The organism is Desulfatibacillum alkenivorans DSM 16219 (genome assembly GCF_900142135.1).
In the GTDB taxonomy this organism is placed as follows: domain Bacteria; phylum Desulfobacterota; class Desulfobacteria; order Desulfobacterales; family Desulfatibacillaceae; genus Desulfatibacillum; species Desulfatibacillum alkenivorans.
Window position 1 is genome coordinate 50,642 of the sequence record NZ_FQZU01000002.1, and the last position, 18,126, is coordinate 68,767.

At 56.1% G+C, this 18,126-nt stretch carries 11 protein-coding genes; 2 read left to right on the top strand and 9 right to left on the bottom strand.

All coding sequences use genetic code 11. The features are described 5' to 3' along the window. The first annotated feature begins 110 nt into the window (after positions 1–110). Together BUE18_RS02245 and BUE18_RS02250 are read left to right on the top strand one after the other, a co-directional pair. Entirely contained in the window at positions 111–677 is a 567-nt protein-coding gene (locus BUE18_RS02245) for a cupin domain-containing protein (protein ID WP_073472443.1), read from the top strand. 46 nt (positions 678–723) lie between these two features. After that, positions 724–2,370: an AMP-binding protein gene (locus tag BUE18_RS02250; RefSeq protein WP_073472446.1), complete on the top strand. Its 1,647-nt coding sequence runs from the start codon at positions 724–726 to the stop codon at positions 2,368–2,370. Positions 2,371–2,664: 294 nt separating this feature from the next. Here BUE18_RS02250 and BUE18_RS02255 read toward each other — a convergent pair whose 3' ends face one another. The 9 genes from BUE18_RS02255 to BUE18_RS02300 all read right to left on the bottom strand — a co-directional run bounded on the left by BUE18_RS02255 (position 2,665) and on the right by BUE18_RS02300 (position 17,650). Beyond that, the gene (locus BUE18_RS02255) at positions 2,665–4,473 is read right to left on the bottom strand and encodes an acyl-CoA dehydrogenase family protein (RefSeq protein WP_073472448.1); all 1,809 of its coding nucleotides are present in this window, start codon (positions 4,471–4,473) and stop codon (positions 2,665–2,667) included. 112 nt (positions 4,474–4,585) lie between these two features. Next, positions 4,586–5,281: an ABC transporter ATP-binding protein gene (locus tag BUE18_RS02260; RefSeq protein ID WP_073472449.1), complete on the bottom strand. Its 696-nt coding sequence runs from the start codon at positions 5,279–5,281 to the stop codon at positions 4,586–4,588. Beyond that, positions 5,269–6,033 (bottom strand): ABC transporter ATP-binding protein, encoded by a 765-nt coding sequence (locus BUE18_RS02265; RefSeq protein WP_073472451.1) that lies wholly within the window; start codon positions 6,031–6,033, stop codon positions 5,269–5,271. Before BUE18_RS02265 ends, BUE18_RS02260 begins: the two co-directional genes overlap by 13 nt. Further along, on the bottom strand, positions 6,033–7,355 hold the full coding sequence (locus BUE18_RS02270) for a branched-chain amino acid ABC transporter permease (RefSeq protein WP_073472453.1): 1,323 nt from the start codon (positions 7,353–7,355) through the stop codon (positions 6,033–6,035). The genes BUE18_RS02265 and BUE18_RS02270 overlap by 1 nt, the downstream gene beginning before the upstream one ends. After that, positions 7,352–8,302 carry a branched-chain amino acid ABC transporter permease gene (locus BUE18_RS02275; protein WP_073472455.1) on the bottom strand — a complete coding sequence of 317 codons (951 nt, stop codon included), beginning with the start codon at positions 8,300–8,302 and terminating at the stop codon, positions 7,352–7,354. Before BUE18_RS02275 ends, BUE18_RS02270 begins: the two co-directional genes overlap by 4 nt. A 93-nt stretch (positions 8,303–8,395) precedes the next feature. Further along, positions 8,396–9,652 (bottom strand): branched-chain amino acid ABC transporter substrate-binding protein, encoded by a 1,257-nt coding sequence (locus tag BUE18_RS02280; protein ID WP_073472457.1) that lies wholly within the window; start codon positions 9,650–9,652, stop codon positions 8,396–8,398. Positions 9,653–9,757: 105 nt separating this feature from the next. Then, positions 9,758–11,392 carry a fatty acid--CoA ligase gene (locus BUE18_RS02285; protein WP_073472459.1) on the bottom strand — a complete coding sequence of 545 codons (1,635 nt, stop codon included), beginning with the start codon at positions 11,390–11,392 and terminating at the stop codon, positions 9,758–9,760. Between the two features lie 267 nt (positions 11,393–11,659). Beyond that, the gene (locus tag BUE18_RS02290; protein WP_073472461.1) at positions 11,660–12,352 is read right to left on the bottom strand and encodes a TetR/AcrR family transcriptional regulator; all 693 of its coding nucleotides are present in this window, start codon (positions 12,350–12,352) and stop codon (positions 11,660–11,662) included. A gap of 1,035 nt (positions 12,353–13,387) precedes the next feature. Next, on the bottom strand, positions 13,388–17,650 hold the full coding sequence (locus tag BUE18_RS02300) for a beta strand repeat-containing protein (protein WP_139264588.1): 4,263 nt from the start codon (positions 17,648–17,650) through the stop codon (positions 13,388–13,390). Positions 17,651–18,126 lie beyond the last annotated feature (476 nt).

The following is an 18,126-nucleotide window of genomic DNA, read 5'->3' on the forward strand; positions in this document are numbered from 1 at the left end:
GGGGGCCGGTAAATCGCCGGTCCTTTTTTTGTCCCTGCAGCGCCCAGGCCGTATACGTTTAAAAACTCACAATACAACTTGCTTTTAATATTAGAAAAAGGGGAATGTTTATGAAAATTTCCAAAGTCAGTCAACGCATTACGAAAATTATGGCGGACCGTGAAATCACCGTCCAGGACATGAGTCAGCGCACCGGCCTGGACCGGGATTTCCTGGAAACCATCACCAAAGAGGACCTGTACCCCTCCCTGGGGCCCCTCCTGAAAATCGCCCGCGCGTTGGGCGTCCGCCTGGGCACCCTCATTGACGATCAGGTCAGCCAGGACCCTTTGATTGTGAGAAAAGACGCGGCCCAGGAAAGCATCAGCATGCTCCGCGGCGCGGACAAGCCGGAGGAATTGAAGTTTTATTCCCTGGGCATGGGTAAGACCGACCGCCACATGGAGCCTTTTTATGTGGAAATTCTTCCCGAGTCCGCCAAGGACGCCAAACTCTCCTCCCATGAAGGCGAAGAGTTTATCGTGGTCAACTCCGGCCGGATTAAAGTGGTTTACGGCCAGGAAACCCATATTTTAGGCGCCGGCGACAGCATCTATTACAACTCCATTACTCCCCATTATGTCAGCTGCGAGGGAGAAGAGGCTGCCTCCATTTATGCGGTCCTGTACATTCCCTAAAATAAACCATGAAGGCCTGTGAGCCTTTTTATACGCAGGAGAAGTCATGACCAACGACCATTTAAAGCATCAAACCCTGGGCCGGATTCTGGACCAGACCATTTCCCGGTTTCCCGATAACGACGCTGTGATCTACGTGGACCGGAATTACCGCCTCACCTACAAAGAGTTCGGCGAGACCGTGGACGCGCTGGCCAAAGGCCTCATGGCCCTGGGCGTGGAAAAGGGGGAAAAGGTCGCCATCTGGGCCACCAATATTCCCTACTGGGTTGCGTTTCAGTTCGCCACGGCGAAAATCGGCGCAATCCTTCTGACCGTCAACACCAATTATAAAACCGCCGAGCTGGCCTATCTTCTGGAGCAGTCGGAGACGGAAAACCTTTTCCTCATCGAGGGATACCAGGACACGGACTACATAGGGACTGTTTACGAACTGATTCCCGAGTTGAAGAACCAGGAGCGCGGCAGGCTGAACGCTCCGCGCTTTCCCCATCTTAAAAGGGTGGGCTTTCTGGGCCAGGAAAAGCACCGGGGCATGTACTCCATTCCGGAGATTATGTCCCTGGCCGTCATGACCACCGATGAGCAATACAAGGAGCGCCAGGACGCCCTGGACCCCCACGACGTGGTGAACATGCAGTACACCTCCGGCACCACCGGGTTCCCCAAAGGGGTTATGCTCACCCATTTCAACATCGGCAACAACGGATTCTGGATCGGCGAAAACCAGAATTTCTCCGAAAAGGACCGGGTGTGCATCCCCGTGCCCTTGTTCCATTGCTTCGGCTGCGTGCTGGGCGTGCTGGCCGCCGTCACCCACGGCAGCGCCATGGTCATCCTGGAGCAGTTCGACCCGGTGCAGGTCATGGCCTCGGTGGAAGAGGAAAAATGCACGGCCCTGTACGGCGTGCCGACCATGTTCATCGCGGTTTTGGAGCACAAGCTCTTTTCCAAGTTCGACTATTCCTCCCTGCGCACGGGCATCATGGCCGGATCTCCCTGCCCGGTTTCCGTCATGAAACAGGTCATCGACCTCATGAACATGTCCGAGGTCACCATCTGCTACGGACTCACCGAAGCCTCCCCGGTCATCACCCAAACCCGGATCGGCGACAACATCCAGCGCAGAACCGAAACCGTGGGACGGGTCATGCCTGAAATCGAACTCAAGATGGTGGACCCGGAAACCGGCGAGGACACGCCCCCCGGAGTTCCCGGCGAAGTGTGCTGCCGCGGCTACAACGTCATGAAGGGCTATTACAACATGCCTGAGCAGACCGCCGGCGCCATCGACGACCAGGGCTGGCTGCACTCCGGCGACATGGGCGTCATGGACGAGGACGGCTATTTGTCCATCACCGGCCGGTACAAGGACATGATCATCCGCGGAGGAGAAAACATCTACCCCCGGGAGATCGAAGAGTTCCTGTTCAAGCTGGAAGGCGTCATGGACGTGCAGGTGGTGGGCGTTCCCAGCAAGAAGTACGGGGAGCAGGTGGGCGCCTTCGTCATCCTGAAGGACGGCGCCAAGCTGGAGGAAAGCGATGTTACGGATTTTTGCCGGGGCCAGATCAGCCGGTACAAGATTCCCAAATACGTGGTCTTTACGGATTCCTTTCCCATGACCGCCAGCGGCAAAATCCAGAAATACAAGCTGGTGGAAAAAGCCGCCGCGCTTTTTCCGGAGGCGTAACGCATTCTATTTCCAGCATATTGTTGTGGTTCGCAAACTCAACCCAACCTATGTCGCCCCATACCGAGCCGTAGGTTGGGTTAAGAAGTCCGGCGTTTCCGAATCAAGCGGAGACAGGACTATTGGACTTCGAACCCAACAAACTTAGTCTTTGCCTAACCATTTATCGTCGGAGCCCGGTTGCCTACAAAGTATATCATTGCATCAAATAACTCGGGCGGCTCCTTTGGGGGAGCCGCCCGATTTATTTCATGCGTTTATGGTTGGCGGCAAAGGCGCCTTCCATGATAATTTTTAGTCGTTAAAGCAGGAAGCCGGAGCTTCGGCCGTCAGGTAATCGTCTTCCATGAGGCGGATTTTCAAGGCCTTGGCCTTGATCAGCTCGTACTTGAAGAAGTACTTGCAGGTGATGATCTTGCCTTCGTAGAGATCCTTCATTTTCTTGGCTTTGCCGCCGTCCAGGCCCTTTTGGGCCATGAGGGCCTGCAGCAGCCACTGCCACCCGATGGTCATGTAGCCGAACATTTCCAGGTACAGGCAGGCGTCGGCCAGGAAGGCCTCGGCGCCCTTGGTCGCGGCGACCTTCATCTTGTGGGCGGTCACTTCTTCGATGTCCGCCAGGGCGTCCCGCAAGAGAGCGGCGTATTCCTTGTACTCGTCGCTTTCTTCGGCCAGAACCAAAGTCTTTTCCAGTTCTTCCTTGAAGAGCTTGAAGGCTTTGCCTTCCAGCATGACCACCTTGCGGCCCAACAGGTCCATGCCCTGGATGCCGGTGGTGCCTTCGTGGATGGGATGGATGCGGATGTCGCGGTAGTACTGCTCCACGGGGAAGTCCTGGCAATATCCGTAGCCGCCCAGGCACTGGATGGCGTTGCTGGTGGATATGATGCCCATTTCAGAGGGGTAGGTCTTGGCGATGGGGGTCAGGATTTCACAAAGCAGGTTGTATTTTTCCGCTTCTTCGGGATCGGTTGCGGCGGTTTCCAGGTCCTCGTATTTGTGGCATTGGAGGATCAGGGAGAGGGAGCCTTCCACGATGGCTTTTTGCTGCAGCAGCATGCGCTTTACGTCTGCGTGCTCGATGATGGAAACCTGGGGCTTGCTCAGGTCTTTCTGGCCCAGCCTGCGGCCCTGGGGGCGCTGCTTGGCGTAGTCCAGGGAGGCGTAGTAGGCGGCGCAGGCGATGCTGGTGGCCGCGTTGCCCACGTCCAGCCGGGCGCCGTTCATCATCTGGAACATGTATTTGAGGCCGTGATGGGGCTTGCCCACCAGCCAACCCACGCACTCGCCCTTGTCGCCGATGGCCAGCTCGGTGATGGGAGCGCCGCGGTAGCCCATCTTATGGAAGACCTGGCTGACTGCGATGTCGTTGTATTCCAGCTTGCCGTCCGCCGTGGGCCTGTATTTGGGCGCCACGAACAGGGAGATGCCTTTTACTCCTGGAGGGGCGCCTTCGATTTTGGCCAGCATGAGATGCACGATGTTCTCCACGCCGTCGTGATCGCCCGCGGAGATAAACACTTTCTGGCCCTTGATTTTGTATGATCCGTCTTCTTGCGGGTAGGCCGTGGTGGTGATGTCCGCCAGAGAGCTTCCGGCCTGGGGTTCGGTCAGGGCCATGGTGCCTTGCCATTTGCCGTCCAGCATGTTGGGCACGTATGTGTCGATAAGCTCCTTGTCGCCGAAGGACGTGATGAGCTTGGCCGCGCCGGAGGTCAGTCCGGGATAGACCGAACCGGAGTAGTTGGCCGCGCCGAACATGTGGTGCGTGGCGCAGTTCAGCATGGTGGGAAGCTGGCCGCCGTCGAATTCCAGGGGAAAACAAGCGGAAATCCAGCCGCCTTCGCCGGCTTCCTTCATGATTTTTTTTACGTCCGCGTGCACCTTGACGGTTCCGTCGGCCAGTTCCGGGTGCACTTCGTCCATTTCCTTAAAAATGGGGTAGTACATATCTTTGGCCATTTGCATGCCTGCATCCAGGATCATGTCAAAGGCCTTTTTGTTGTGCATGGAGAAGTACTCCAGTTTTGTGAGGGACATAAGATCATGCACTTCATACAGCATGAACTTTACGTTTTTCTCGCTGGCGAATTTTGCTGCCATCCTTGCTGCCTCCTATGTTAAATCTTGCATGCAACCGGCCACATGGGGGGATGGACGTCATCGTCGTCAAGAAACTGACTGGCCGATTCAGCAAGTTGGTTTCTTAAAAAAATCAGACCTCCAGCCATTCTTTGCGGATGGAGTCGTCTTTTTCAAAACTATCCGGGGTTCCTTCAAACACGATCTTCCCGTGGCCCATGACGTACATTCTGTGCGAGATGGCCAAGGCGATGGTCAGCTTTTGCTCCACCAGCAGCACGGAGATGCCGGATTTGGCGATGTTGGCGATGAGTTCGCCCATGAGCGCCACCATCTGAGGCGCCAGGCCTTCCGTGGGCTCGTCGATCATGATGAAGTCGGGATCGCCCATGAGGGACCGGCAAATGGTGAGCATCTGCTGCTCGCCGCCTGAAAGGTGCACGCCTAGCACGTTGCATCTTTCCTGCAGCCTGGGAAAGTTCTTGTACACGTCGTCCAGAGACCAGCGGCCCGACTGCTTCATGTTCTTAAGGCCCAGTTCCAGGTTTTGCTGCACGGTCAAGGTGGGGAAGATGGAGCGGTCTTCCGGAACGTAGCCAATGCCTTTTCTGGCGATAATGTGGGGTTTGTCCCTGCCGACTTCCTCTCCCTTGAAAACGATGGAGCCCCTGTGCTTGACCAGACCCATGATCGCCTTGCATGTGGTGGATCTGCCCACCCCGTTGCGGCCGAGAAGGCTGACGATTTCGCCCTCGCCCACGGTAAACTCCACTCCGCGCAAAATATGGCTTTGCCCGTAATAGGCATGAAGGTCACTTACGCTGAACATTCCACGGCCTCCTTTCCCAAATAGGCTTCCTGCACCTTGGGGTCGCACCGCACTTCGTCGGGAGTTCCCGTGGCGATAATTTTTCCGTAAACCAGTACGGAAATTCTGTCTGCAAGGTCGAAAACCACGCCCATGTCGTGCTCCACGATCAACAGGGTCTTGCCTTCCGTGACGGATTTGATCAGAGCGACAGCCTGGGTGGTTTCCTGATTGCTCATGCCGGCCGTGGGCTCGTCGAGCATGATGATGTCCGCGCCGCAGGCAATGGTGATTCCGATTTCCAAGGCCCGTTGATCGGCGTAGGACAACACCGCAGCCTTTTCATTGGCCATGGAGGACAGTTTGATTCTCTCCAGAATTTCGTGGGCCTGGGCATTGACTTTTTTCAACCGGTCGCACAGGTGCCAGATGGAGTATTTGTATCCCTTGGTCCAGAGCAAAGCGCAACGGACGTTCTGGAACACGGTCATGTTGGGAAAAATATTGGTGATCTGGAAACTCCGGGCCAAACCCAGGCGATTGATTTTGTGGGGCGCCATGTTGGTTATGTTGCGCCCGTTCAAAGCAATCTTGCCGGAGCTGACTTCGTAAAGCCCGCTGATGAGATGGAACATGGTGGATTTGCCGGCGCCGTTGGGGCCTATGATGGCGTGACGTTCTCCCTGCAAAACCTCCAGATCCAGCCCGGTGATGATTTGCGAGTCTCCAAAATTCTTCTTAACGTTATCCAGTTTAAGGGCGGCTGTAGCCATCACACTCCCTCCTGTTTGATCTCTGCCAAGACGGTTTTCCAGGCCTGGTTCACTCTTCGGGCTGCCAGTTTGAAGAGGTAGCCTCCTACGCCCAGGAGCAGAATTCCCACCGCCCAGGGCATGAAGGCCTGGGCCCTGAAGCTGACGCCCATAATGCTCAGCGGCGACTCGGGATCAATGCTGAGGGATATGTGGAACATGATTTCCACCAGGACGATCACTCCGGCGAACATAACCAGGCCGGGGACCAGCGCCGCCAGATAGGAGGGAAGGATTTTCGTCATGCGTTTGGCCCGCCAGATGGGCTGATGCCTCATGATCAGGCCGGCCAGTCCGTCAGGCGCCCACATGATCATAATAATGAACATGATGCCAAAATACAGCATCCAAGCGTGGGTGACGTTGGACACCACCAGTTGCAGGAAGGTGATGAATATGGCGCCGAGAATGGGGCCGAAAAAGTAGGTGATGCCTCCAATGACCGTCATCATGAGGATGTCGGTGGAAGGCAGCATGCCCAGGTTCTCCGCGGTGACCATTTCGTAGTTGATGGCGAACAGGCCGCCGGCGATTCCTGCGAAAAAGGCGGCTAACGTGAACTGAAAGGTTCTGACCTTATGAGGGTCGTACCCGATGAACTGGGCGCGTTGGTGATTGTCGCGCACTGCATTGGCCATTTGCCCCAGGGGGGTTTTGGTCAGCAGATACATGGCCGCTACGCTCAAAAACATCCAAATCAGGATCAGGTAGTAAACCTCAATGGATTTGCCGTATTTAAAGGGCAGAAGCGTGATTTCCGTCCACCGGTCGCCGGCGATGCCTTCCTCGCCGCCGAAAAAACTGGGCAGCAGCAGGGAGCTTGCCAAAAGCAGTTCCCCGATGCCCATGGTGATGAGGGCGAAGGGGATGGCCGCTCTGCGGGTGGAGATAAAGCCCAGGATAAAGCCCAGAATCGCTGCGAATATTCCGCCCGCCAGGGGCAGCAGTTCGGTGTATATTCTAAGCTCTCCGTCATTGACCATGCACAGGACGTGGATGGCGCCAAAGCCTCCCATGCCGTAAAACACGGCGTGGCCGAAGGACAGCAGGCCGCCTTGTCCGAGCAGCATATTAAAGGATAATGCAAAAACTATGGCTATGCCCATTTGGTTGAACATGGACATGGCGAACCGTGAGTCGAAAATTTTCGGAAGAGCCAAAGAGATCAGGATGAAGCCGAGCCAGATTCCGGCCCATTTGGCGATTGCAGCCCCGGAAAAACCGGATTGAACCGCCTGGCCGCCCTTAATTTCAGCGCTGTCCATAGTGGTATTATCAATCATTCTTCACGCACCCCCATAAGACCTTTGGGCCTGAATATCAGCATAAAAATCATGAACAGGAAGGGGATCATGGCCCGGGTGTTCGCAATTTCAATGCGCACAATGTCCCCCCAGAAGCCTTCGCTGCTTGCCTGGATCCCAAAATGGCCCAGGAAGTCGGCCAGCGAGTAGTCCATGCCTACGGCAAAGGTCTGAAGTCCGGCCAAAAACAGCGACGAGATGAAAGCTCCCGTCAGGCTGCCCATGCCGCCCACCACAATCACCACAAAGACAATGGGGCCCAGCGCCATGGCCATGCCCGGTTCGGTGACCAGGAAGTTGCCGCCGATGACGCCGGCAAGCCCGGCCAAAGCGGCGCCGGCGCCGAATACGTACATGAACACGGCGGGAACGTTATGGCCCAATACGTTGACCATTTCGGGATGCGTCAGGGATGCTTGAATCACAAGACCTATTCTGGTGCGATTTATAACAAGATACATGCCTATAAACATGGCGATGGAAATCAGCAGCATAAAGCCTTTGTACGCCGAGAAGTCCGCGCCGAACAGGGTGAATAACGGAAAGTCCAGAAAGTCTGGAATCTGATAATCCACTGGGTTGCGGCCCCAGATGAGGATGACCAGTTCATTGAACAAAAAGAAAAGACCAAACGTAAACAAAAGCTCCGCCACGTGGCCATGGGCGTGTACTTTGCGCAAGCCGTAACGCTCCACAATCATGCCTAGAATTCCCACCCCCAACGGAGCCAGGAACAAGGCGGGAATGAACCCAACATGTATGCTGACCTGATAGGCGAAGTAAGCCCCGAGCATGTAAAAGCTGGCGTGAGCAAAGTTAAGAACATTCATTAAACCGAAAATGAGGGTGAGGCCGCTGGAAAGCATAAACAGCAACAAGCCGTATATGAGCGTGTTTAGGAGTGAAAAAATTATAAATTCGGACATGGTGCTCCCCCGGGAATAAAGAAATCGTTTCCCGCCCGGCCTGTTGAAACAGGCCGGACGGGATAGGGCTCTATCTAATTCTTGGCTCTAGGACTAGGGCCGTTTCATGTCGCAAGGAGAGTCAATGGCGGTATCCAAGGCGTCCACCTTGTACACGGTTTCCCAACCCATGCCGGTGTTTTCCATGTCATACTTGGCAAAGCCTTCGCCTTGCTTAACCAGCCTGGACATGAACATGGGCTGCAGGAGCTGATGATCCTGGGCGCGCATGATGGTCTTGCCGTAGTAGCCGTCGATTTCCATGCCTTCCAAAGCGTAGGCCACGTCCTTGGGCTTGGCGTTTCCGGCTTTGTCCATGGCCATGGCAAGCATGTCCATGGTGACTTTGCTCTTCAGGTAGAAGATGTCTTCGCCGTATTTTTCCTTGAAGGCGAGGATGCGTTCTTCGTCTTCCTTGTTCTTGTACTGGATGCACAGGGCGTTGTTGAATTCCGTAACCTGGTAAACCTTGCCGATGCCGGCTTCGCCGATGGCCGTGGGGCCGCCCAGGCCGCCTGCATAAAAGGTGTAGTATTCCAGGTCCAGGCCTGCGCTGGTGCCGGCCTTGATGAGCAGGGTCATGTCATTGCCCCAGTTGCCGGTGATGAGGCCCTGGGCGCCGGAGGACTGGATTTTGGTGATGTAAGGGGAGAAATCCTTGATTTTTCCGATGGGATGGAAGTCGTCGCCCACGATTTCAATGTCCGGGCGCATTTTGGCCAGGTATTCCTTGGCGGCGGCGCTGACGGAGTGACCGAACACGTAGTCCTGGTTGATCAGGTAGATTTTCTTGATGTCGGGTCTGGAAGTCAGGTAGTCGGCGATGACCTTGATTTTCATGGTCACATGCGCGTCAGTGCGGAAATGCCAGAAGTCGCATTTTTCCTCGGTGAAGGCCGGGGTGACGGCGGCGTGGTTGATCAGAAGCAGCTGCTGGTCGGGATAGCGCTTGTTGTGTTTTGCAATGGCTTCCATGAGGGCGCCCGTGACTGCGGAGCCGTTGCCCTGGATCACGTACTGGATGCCCTGGTCAATGGCGCGCTGAAGCTGAATGAGGCTTTCCTTGGGGCTCACCTTGCTGTCAAACGGGACCATTTCGAGTTGTTTGCCGCCCAGAACGCCGCCATTGGCGTTGATTCTGTCAGCAGCAAAGATGAAGTGCTTGAGGCCCATGTCGCCCACGTTGGCGAAGGGGCCTGTCAAGGGATCGATAAAGGCGATCTTGATGGTGTCCGCGGCCATGGCCGGAGCGGACAAAAATAAAACGGCGAGAATCAAAGCGATGGTTTTCATCATGGTCCTGGTTTTCATGGTGCCTCCTCTGTGAAGATATGTAGGTTGGACACCGTCCGCCGGAACGCCCGGCGGACGGCTTTATTCTCCCGGAGCAGGGGGGTGCAATAGGAATTTACACGATTACCCCTGCTGAGCCCGAATTTCTTTCTTGTCAATTTTTCCCACGCTGGTTTTGGGGATTTCGTCTACAAACAGAATGCTTTCAGGGATGCCGTATTTGGGTATTGCGCCGTTGTCCACCCAAGCGCCCATGAAGGTCTGGATTTCTTCTTTGCTAAGCTCCTGGCCTTGCTTGGGAACGATGAGAGCCATGGGGCGCTCGCCCCATTTGTCGTCCTTCACGCCTACAACCGCAACTTCGCTGACGCCCTTGTGCTGGCTGATGATGCTTTCCAGCTCCAGGGAGGAGAGCCATTCGCCGCCGGTCTTGATCACGTCTTTTATACGGTCGGTAATTTGTAAGTAACCGAGTTCATCGATGATACCAACATCACCTGTGTGAAGCCAACCTTTTTCCCAAAGTTCTTCGCTTTTTTCCGGATTGTTCAGATAGCCCTGGGTCAGCCAGGGGGCTCTCACGACCACCTCGCCGGCGGTTTTGCCGTCGTGGGGCAGGGGATTGCCCGCGGGATCCACCACGCGAAGCTGCACGCCGGGGCAGGGCAGGCCGGTCTTGGTCCGGTACACCACCTGTTCTTCCGGGGGCAGATCCAGCATATTGGGCTTGAGCAGCGCCTGGGTCAAAAGCGGGCAGGTTTCGGACATGCCGTAAGCCGAATAAATGTTGATGCCCAGCTTCAGGCCTTCGATGCACATGCCCTTGGGCAGTGCAGCGCCGCCGATGATCATTTTCCAGCCGCTGAAGTCCGTGTCCTTGGCGGAGGGGGAGTTAAGCAGCATGTGCAAAATAGTCGGCACGCAATGGGAGAAGGAAACTTTGTAATCCCTGTAGAGCTTGAGGATCAGCTCGGGTTCGTACCTTCCGGGATAAATCTGCTTGGCGCCCATTACAGTCATGGAGTAGGGCATGCCCCAGGCATGAACGTGGAACATGGGCGTCAGGGGCATGTATACGTCCCCGGAGTCGATCTTTAACTGAGCCCGGAACGAGTTGGCCGCGCTCATAAGGCCGAAGGTGTGCAGCACCAGCTGGCGGTGGCTGAAATACACGCCCTTGGGCAGGCCCGTGGTTCCCGTGGTGTAGAACATGGTGGCCATGGCGTTTTCGTCAAAATCCGGCCATTCGTAATCCTCGCCGGCCGCTTCCACCAGCTCCTCGTACTCTCCCGCGAACTCCAGGCTGGAGGCCGGGGCGTCTTCATAATCGGCGATGAGCACGAACTTCTTCACCGTGGTCAGCTGGTCCTTGACGGCTTCCAGCAAGGGCGCGAAGTCCTTGTGAACCAGGATGATGTCGTCTTCCGCATGGTTGATCGTGTACACCAACTGCTCGGGAGACAGGCGGATGTTTATGGTGTGAAGCACGGCGCCCATCATGGGCGCGGCGAAAAAGCATTCCAGGTAACGGTGGCTGTCCCAGTCCATGACCGCGACGGTGCTGCCCTGGGTGATCCCCAATCCTTCCAGGGCGTTGGCCAGTTTCCTGGTCCTTTTCTCCATGTCCTTGTAAGTGTAGGTCATCTTGTCGCGATATACGATTTCCTGATCCGGCTCATAAATCGTGGCAAGGAGCTGTTTGATTAAAAGAGGATAACCGTAGGCCGAAGGGGTTTTTTGAATCATTCTGACTGACATAAAAGATAATCCTTCCCTTGGATTCCCCCCGCATCTGATACGGGCAGTAAAAAATATGGTTGGTTGAAACCCGGCAGACCATGCGGCCGCGGTGGAATTCCCCAAAACGGATTTCTTCGCGGTCTGCACCCCACTGGCTGCCTGATAATTGATAATTCCGCCGCCTTGTAGGCCGTTCAGCGCCCCCAAAGTCTGCAATGAACGGTTAGCTGCGGCGCTTCCCCCTTAACCCCCCCGGGTTGCAAGGCTCTTCAATCCCCCGGAATTCTATCCGGCTTGTTCCTTCTTTTCCTTCGCCGGAATTGTTTTATTGCGCAACCGCGCCTTGGTCCGGCGCCAATTGCTCCAGTGGGCGTCCTCATCAACTTCCGGATTCAGGATGCCCTCCATGACCGCATCCACTATGGGATCCACGGTCTCCATCAGGTTGGTGCTCTTGCCCGACATGAGCCAGTTCACCGTCACCTGGTCGATCGCCCCCATGATCAACGCCCGGACAATATAGGCGTCAACGTTAGGGCGAAATTCGCCGCTTTCTATTCCTTCGTTGATTATTTCCGTCAAAAACCTGAACCAATTCCGAATCGCCTGGTATCCCGGGGTCTGCCTGAAATTGGCGTTGCCCTTCAAGTACAAAAGCACAATGGTGGCGTAGTCGGGGTTTTCGTGAAACAATTCCGTGTATATATACGCGTAGGCTCTCAATTTGTTGGCCGCGCCCTGGATCAACTTGAGATGGTATACGCCGATTCTCTGGCGCCGCTGGGTGAAATGTTCGGGTATATGAAACAGAAGATTTTCCTTATTGGAAAAATGCTCGTATATGGTGCCTTCCGAAACTTTGGCTTCCTGAGCTATTTCAGACACGGTGGCTGCATGCACCCCCTTTTCGGCGAAAATCCGCCGAGCCGTGTCAATGATTCTTTCTTTGCGAAGTTCTGCCTTAGTGGGGCCGCTCATGGCATGGTCCTTTCTCCTGCGGGAATAGGATTGCAGCGAGGGGCCGGGGCGAGGTGGAGCTAACCCGCGCCCGGAACGTCTTTGCGTTGCTCCGGACGCGGGCCAAAAGCCCAACGCCGTAACTTGGTGAGCATGTTTTTATAGAGGTTCGCCGGTTGCGGCAAACCCGCCTGGGGGGGGGTCCTGGGGGGAACGAGGGTGCATCTCTGAAAACCTTGGCGGTCTGGCTTTCGGGCAATGCATCCAAGCATGCGGCCTGGTTAGGGCGCGGGCTGTTGTTACAAGACTTCACAGTAAACCGATCGTAAAAAGCTAATAATATCGGGTCCCGGACGGCGGACCCATGGTCGAAATGTTGTGACGCTTCATTTTCACCTTCAAAAATGAAGTCATTCAGTGTTGATCATCGTTAGACGATTGCCCCGCTCCGTGTCAAGGGGAAAATTGCACCACCCGTAAAAAAATAGGCCCATAATTGAATGGGGTCTTTTGAAATATGCGACAAAATGGGGCGGCTCTTGGCATAAAACGCCGCGCACCCTAAAATAATGCATATTTTCAAACGGTTATTCGGTTAAAAATACCGGCTCAATGGGGCAATGGCTGCCTATGCTTCAGGCCCTAAAATGGGCGGTCCGCCCGGAATTGGGCCTGTCCAGGCGTATTGTGCCTTTTGAAGGCATACATGGACTATGCGTTTTGGAGCAGGCCGGTGAGGGTTTTGAGGGGTAAAATTCGTCCAATTGCTGGAGCAGCGCCGCCCAAAAAATGGGGTTATGGGAGAAGGCGCCTTCCGCAAAAAACTTTTGCCGGGTCCGAAATCCACAAGCGTTTCCAGCGATGTGAAGCCCCAAGCCGGACTTCTTAACCCCCCCTGCGATCGCCTTATTAAAATGACAGGTTGGGTAGAGCCCCGTGAAACGCCACAACATAAAGTTATTATGTTCGGAATCGCTTTCCGGGAGGAGAAAGGAACAAAAAAAAGGGGGAAGCCGTGAAGGCTTCCCCCTTGTAGGGTTTGACAGTTAAAAGCGCTTATGCGGCGTTTTTACGCGTCTTGACGGCCAGGGCGGCCAAAAGGGCGGCCATGGCAAGCACCAGTCCGGCAAAGCCGCTGCCGGTGGAAACGGTATCCACAAAGCAGTCGCTTTCGTCGTCATCGGCAACCGGGTTATCGTCACCGGCTGCTTGCTTGGCGGCAGGGGCGATAACCGTCAGGTGGGGCAGTTCCAGGTACAGGACGCCCTTATCGGAGACGGAGAAGTCCAGGCTTTCGTAATGGAAGCCGGCGGTTCCGTCGCCGCGTTCGCTGACCTTGATGCCCAGTTTGCTTTCAGCGTCGGACATCTTCTTCAGCGAGGCGTAAACCTTGGAGTCCTTGTTCAGGAGCACCGGCAGGATGATATCCGGGGCGCCTTCAACCCTTGCCCGTTTGGTTCCGTCAAGCAGGATGGGGTTGTACCTGACAGGCGTGGTTCCATCGGAAGCCAGCACCAGCTTGATGCTTGCGCCTGCGCCGTAAGCGTCGCCGCCAAAGGTGTAGAACTTGGCTACGGCGCGCAGCATGGTGTTGGGCGTCAGCGGAATGGCGTTGGCCTTGTCTTCTTCGTAGTAGTCGCTTCCTGCGTTGGCCTTGGTGTCGCCGTACAGCAGGTTGTCGTTGCCGGCGCCCGCTATGTCGAAGTCATCCACGTACAGCAAGTTCAGCGGAAGGGCCGGAATGGTGATGGGAACCTCGTGCAGGACCCCGTCGGCGTCGGGCAAATTCACCAGGAAGGTGGCGCCCACGCCCGGCAGGAAGTCCGCCGTGCCTTCCGTCACGTACAGGGCTTTGCCGCCGTTCAGGGTTTCCAGCTCCGTCTGATCTTCGTCCAGGTCGTCTTCCCGGTTGTCATCGTTGGCGTACACCGTGTAGGTGACCGTGTAGGTGTAAGGCACGTACTCAGCCTTGGTGTCGCGAGCGAAGTCAAAGTTCAGGGTGTATACCGCATCGCCGTTAGGCTGCATGGCCGGGGTGATGTCCACGTTGGGATCGCTCGGGGTCCACTCGTAGGTGAACGGGCGGAAAGCCGAGCCGCTGCCGTCCATTTCGTCCGTGATGTCCGTGTTGTTCAACTCGGCCTCAAACTCGCCCAGGCTCCAGCCGGCGCCGGCCAGAACCACAAAGACCTTCACGCCGCCCTGGGTCACCTGATGATAGACTTCCACTGCCGGAGCGTCGTTCACCAGAGTCATGGTGATGGCGGCGTCGGCCGTGAGGGAAATCACGTCGCTGCCGGACAGGTCCGTCCAGACCTGCGGCACGTACCCTCCGCCTGAAACGCCGAAGGTGTACAGGCCGGCGGACAGGCCGGTCAGAAGCAGGTCGTCGTCGATCGCACCTTTAGAGGGCTCGGGATGTGTACCTTGACGAACCACGGCGCCGGTGTCCGCATTGGTCAGGGTGTAATCAATGCCGTTGCCGGTGTAGTCGCCGTTGAAGGTCACGTCCAGGCTGTAGGTGCCGGTGATCGGGGTGACTTCGGGGATCACCAGGTCCAGGACCGTGTCGCCGTCAATCTGCACCCGCTGTCTCACGTCAAAAGGCACGTAGTTGGCGCCGTCGCCTTCCAGGGACACGATGTACACGCCATTAGGCACGTTGTCGATCCGGTAGGTTCCGGTGATTACATTATTGTCGTCGTCAATCCACTGGCCGGTGGCGTAGTCGAACAGGTCCACTTCCACGTCAGCCAGGTCTACCAGGGGCTGATTGTTGGTGATGGCGCCGGAAAGGCTTCCAAAGCCGATCACGTCAACCCGCAGGCTGTCGGTAAAGGTCCCGTCCTGAGCGCTTACGGCCACAAGGCAGACGCCTTCGTTCAACGCATCCACCTGGAAGAAGCTCAGGGTGGAGGTAACCACTTCCTCAAGGACCAGGTCGTTTGCGGTTACGGGGTTCTGGATGTAGGTTACACTCAGGTTTTCGTCTTCCGCCAGGCCCTGGGCCCACAGGTAAATGGAATCCCCTTCGTAGGCGACGGGAGGCACGGCCTGCAAATTATCCACGCTGGGGCCGATCTTCCCGTAGTCGGGTTCGGCTGCCACCAGCTTGATGGGCGTGAAGATGCTGAATGTGTCGGTGTAGCCGGAGCCGTCCATAACAACGATGGTATAGGTTCCCGCAAAGGCGCCGGTTTTCGGCGGAGTAAAGGCAAAGGACGTTCCGGTTCTGACAAAGGTAGTGGTCCCGTCAGGATAGGTGACCGTCCAGGTGTAGGTGGTTCCGTCGCCGCCCGTCACAGTGTAAAGCCCGGTGGATGTTCCGGCTTCCACGGTGGGCGTGTCGGCGGGTTTGTTGGTTACGGAAACAGGATCGTAAATTTCAGTCGTAACAGGCTGGCTGGTGACGGAGGTCGTGCTGTCCGTACCGGTCACCTTGACGGTTCCCTTGGCCAGGGCGGTCACGGTGAAAGTGTCGCCGGTTCCGGTGGAAGCGGAAACCAGGTCTGCGCCTTGGGTTACGTTCCAGGTGACCGTGCCGGTGGCGCCCAGAGCCGCGTAAGTCAGGCTGTCGCCGATCACGGCGTCTTCAGGCCCGGTGATGGTGAATTCCACGGTCTGAACGGTGACCGTGGCAGAGAAGACCATGCCGCCGTCAACCGGATCCTGCACCAGCAGGGTCTGGGTGCCGGTGAGGCCCACCGTGGCGGAAAGGGTCGTAACAGCGCCGATGGTTTGAGAAACCACCGTGGGAGTTGCGGGATTCAGGTTCCAGGTGTAGGTTCCCCAGGCTTCGGTTCCGCCGGTGACGGTGACGTCCACGTTATTGCTGCCGTCGACGTTCGGTACGTAAATGGTTCCGCCGGTTACGTCCTGGCCGTTCACGGACAGAGCCAACTGGTCAGCGGAGAATACGTCGTGAGAGTCGGTCGTAATGTTGCCAGCCCAATCCGTTGCACGCACCGTAAGGGTGTTTGCGCCGGCGGCCAAGGTTGCAACGTAGGACCAGGAATAGCTGGGAATCTTGGAAGTGCTCTGCACCGTGGCGGCGTTCCAGGTGGATCCGCCGTCCAGGCTCACTTCCACGCTTTCAAGGTCGGACAGGCTGTCGTCTGCGTAGCCTTCCAGGGTGAAAGCGGTTCCCACGCAGTTGGTGACCGTGGTTGCGATGGTAAGATCGGGGTCCACCGTGTCCACGCTGAACTGGAAGGTGGGCGTGATGGCGTTTCCGGCCCAGTCGCTGAAGCCGGTCAGGGTTCCTTCCTGGGCGCCGTCGCAGCCGGTTCCAATGGTGGCGGTTCCCTGCCATGTGTCGCCGTCTGTCCAGGTTCCGGAGAACCCGTTGGAGCAGTCGGCCTTCTTGTCCACGTTAAAGGCCATGGTCAGTATTTGACTGGCGGCAAAACCGTAATTGTCAGACACATCCACGGTGGCGGTCAATGTGCCGGCCTTGGCCCAATTCGTCGTTCCGTCATTGGTCAGAGGCGAAATGGTGATCACGGCCTGCGGGTCCGTCGTATCGTAAAAGACGCTGTAAGTCCCGTTAAGCACGTTGGACTCATTGCCTGCTTCATCAATGGCGTAAACGTCCAAGGTGTTTTCGCCAAGCGTCAACGTGGCGTCATAAGTCCAGTTGACCGAAGCCTTGCGGGCGGGCACTGTAGCGTCCACATAGGCGCCGCCGTTCAGGCTGACCTTGACGTACTCAATGGCCGAGCCGGTGTCCGAATCCGCCGTACCCTTAAACTGGTAGGTGTTGGTGTTCTGATACACATCGGCCGCCGGAGCCGTGATGGCTACGGAAGGCGCTGCAGTGTCAATCACAATATCCTTGTTGCCGCTCAAAGAGCCCGCGCCGCCGACGGCGGGCAGGGTGAGAGCCGCATCAATAGCGGCGGCGTTTGCGCCGACGATGGTTCCGCCGTTCAGAGCCAAAGCGTCCGTGCCTGTGTAAGCCAGGTCGGAAGTGGCGTCGCCCGCTGCCACCGTGTAATTAAAGGTAAGGGTGGTTGTGCCGGTTCCGCTGGTGTAATTGACCACGCCTGTATCCAGTGTGAGTTGAGGCGTGCCCGTCACGTCAACCGCTTGGTCAAAGGTCACCTGAACCGGAATCACATCCCCGGCCTTGTAAGATCCGTCAGCAACGCTGGACGTGACGTCGGTTACCTTGGGGGCCTCGACTATGGTAACTACTGCAGGAGACACATCTTCCGTGTAGCCTGCAGCGTTCTGGTAAATATTTGAATTTACGTTGGTGGTTCCGGCAACTGCATCATTGTTGACGGAAAAATTTAAGGTGACCAACGTTGTAGGCATCACTTGATTAGGCCAGCCGCTGCCTACTGTTGTATTACTCCACAACATCTGGATCATTTTGTCAGTATCAGCATCACCGTCATTGAAAATAGCAACAGCAACTTCATCCGTGGATGCTGCTGGCTGCAACGTGTTGGTGGTGCTGGCGCTGTTAAAATTAGTAAAGCCCGTGTATGTCAGCTTACTGGAGTCGTAATGAACTGTAACACTGACTCCTGTTAGAAGGGCGTTCCCATCAGAAGTGTTGTACAAAACATCTAATGAGAAGGCGCCCCCTTGAGCGGCTGTTGCTGTGGACGGGCTCAAAGTGATTATTTGATCTGCAGCAATTGCAGAACCGGCTCCACCAGCCACTAAAGCTGTGAGTGCTATTAGCACAAATAGAGTTCGAAATTTAAAAGAACGAAGAATGGATCTCATAAAGTCCTCCCTGAAAGAAAGTTCCAGTAAAATATTTCACGCGTTGCCGTATTCAC

What these genes read in the sequence shown, in the direction of transcription:
- BUE18_RS02245 (WP_073472443.1), top strand. Translation starts at nt 111, where the DNA reads ATGAAAATTTCCAAAGTCAGTCAACGCATTACGAAAATTATGGCGGAC.
- BUE18_RS02250 (WP_073472446.1), top strand. Translation starts at nt 724, where the DNA reads ATGACCAACGACCATTTAAAGCATCAAACCCTGGGCCGGATTCTGGAC.
- BUE18_RS02255 (WP_073472448.1), bottom strand. Translation starts at nt 4,473, where the DNA reads ATGGCAGCAAAATTCGCCAGCGAGAAAAACGTAAAGTTCATGCTGTAT.
- BUE18_RS02260 (WP_073472449.1), bottom strand. Translation starts at nt 5,281, where the DNA reads ATGTTCAGCGTAAGTGACCTTCATGCCTATTACGGGCAAAGCCATATT.
- BUE18_RS02265 (WP_073472451.1), bottom strand. Translation starts at nt 6,033, where the DNA reads ATGGCTACAGCCGCCCTTAAACTGGATAACGTTAAGAAGAATTTTGGA.
- BUE18_RS02270 (WP_073472453.1), bottom strand. Translation starts at nt 7,355, where the DNA reads ATGATTGATAATACCACTATGGACAGCGCTGAAATTAAGGGCGGCCAG.
- BUE18_RS02275 (WP_073472455.1), bottom strand. Translation starts at nt 8,302, where the DNA reads ATGTCCGAATTTATAATTTTTTCACTCCTAAACACGCTCATATACGGC.
- BUE18_RS02280 (WP_073472457.1), bottom strand. Translation starts at nt 9,652, where the DNA reads ATGAAAACCAGGACCATGATGAAAACCATCGCTTTGATTCTCGCCGTT.
- BUE18_RS02285 (WP_073472459.1), bottom strand. Translation starts at nt 11,392, where the DNA reads ATGTCAGTCAGAATGATTCAAAAAACCCCTTCGGCCTACGGTTATCCT.
- BUE18_RS02290 (WP_073472461.1), bottom strand. Translation starts at nt 12,352, where the DNA reads ATGAGCGGCCCCACTAAGGCAGAACTTCGCAAAGAAAGAATCATTGAC.
- BUE18_RS02300 (WP_139264588.1), bottom strand. Translation starts at nt 17,650, where the DNA reads ATGCCTACAACGTTGGTCACCTTAAATTTTTCCGTCAACAATGATGCA.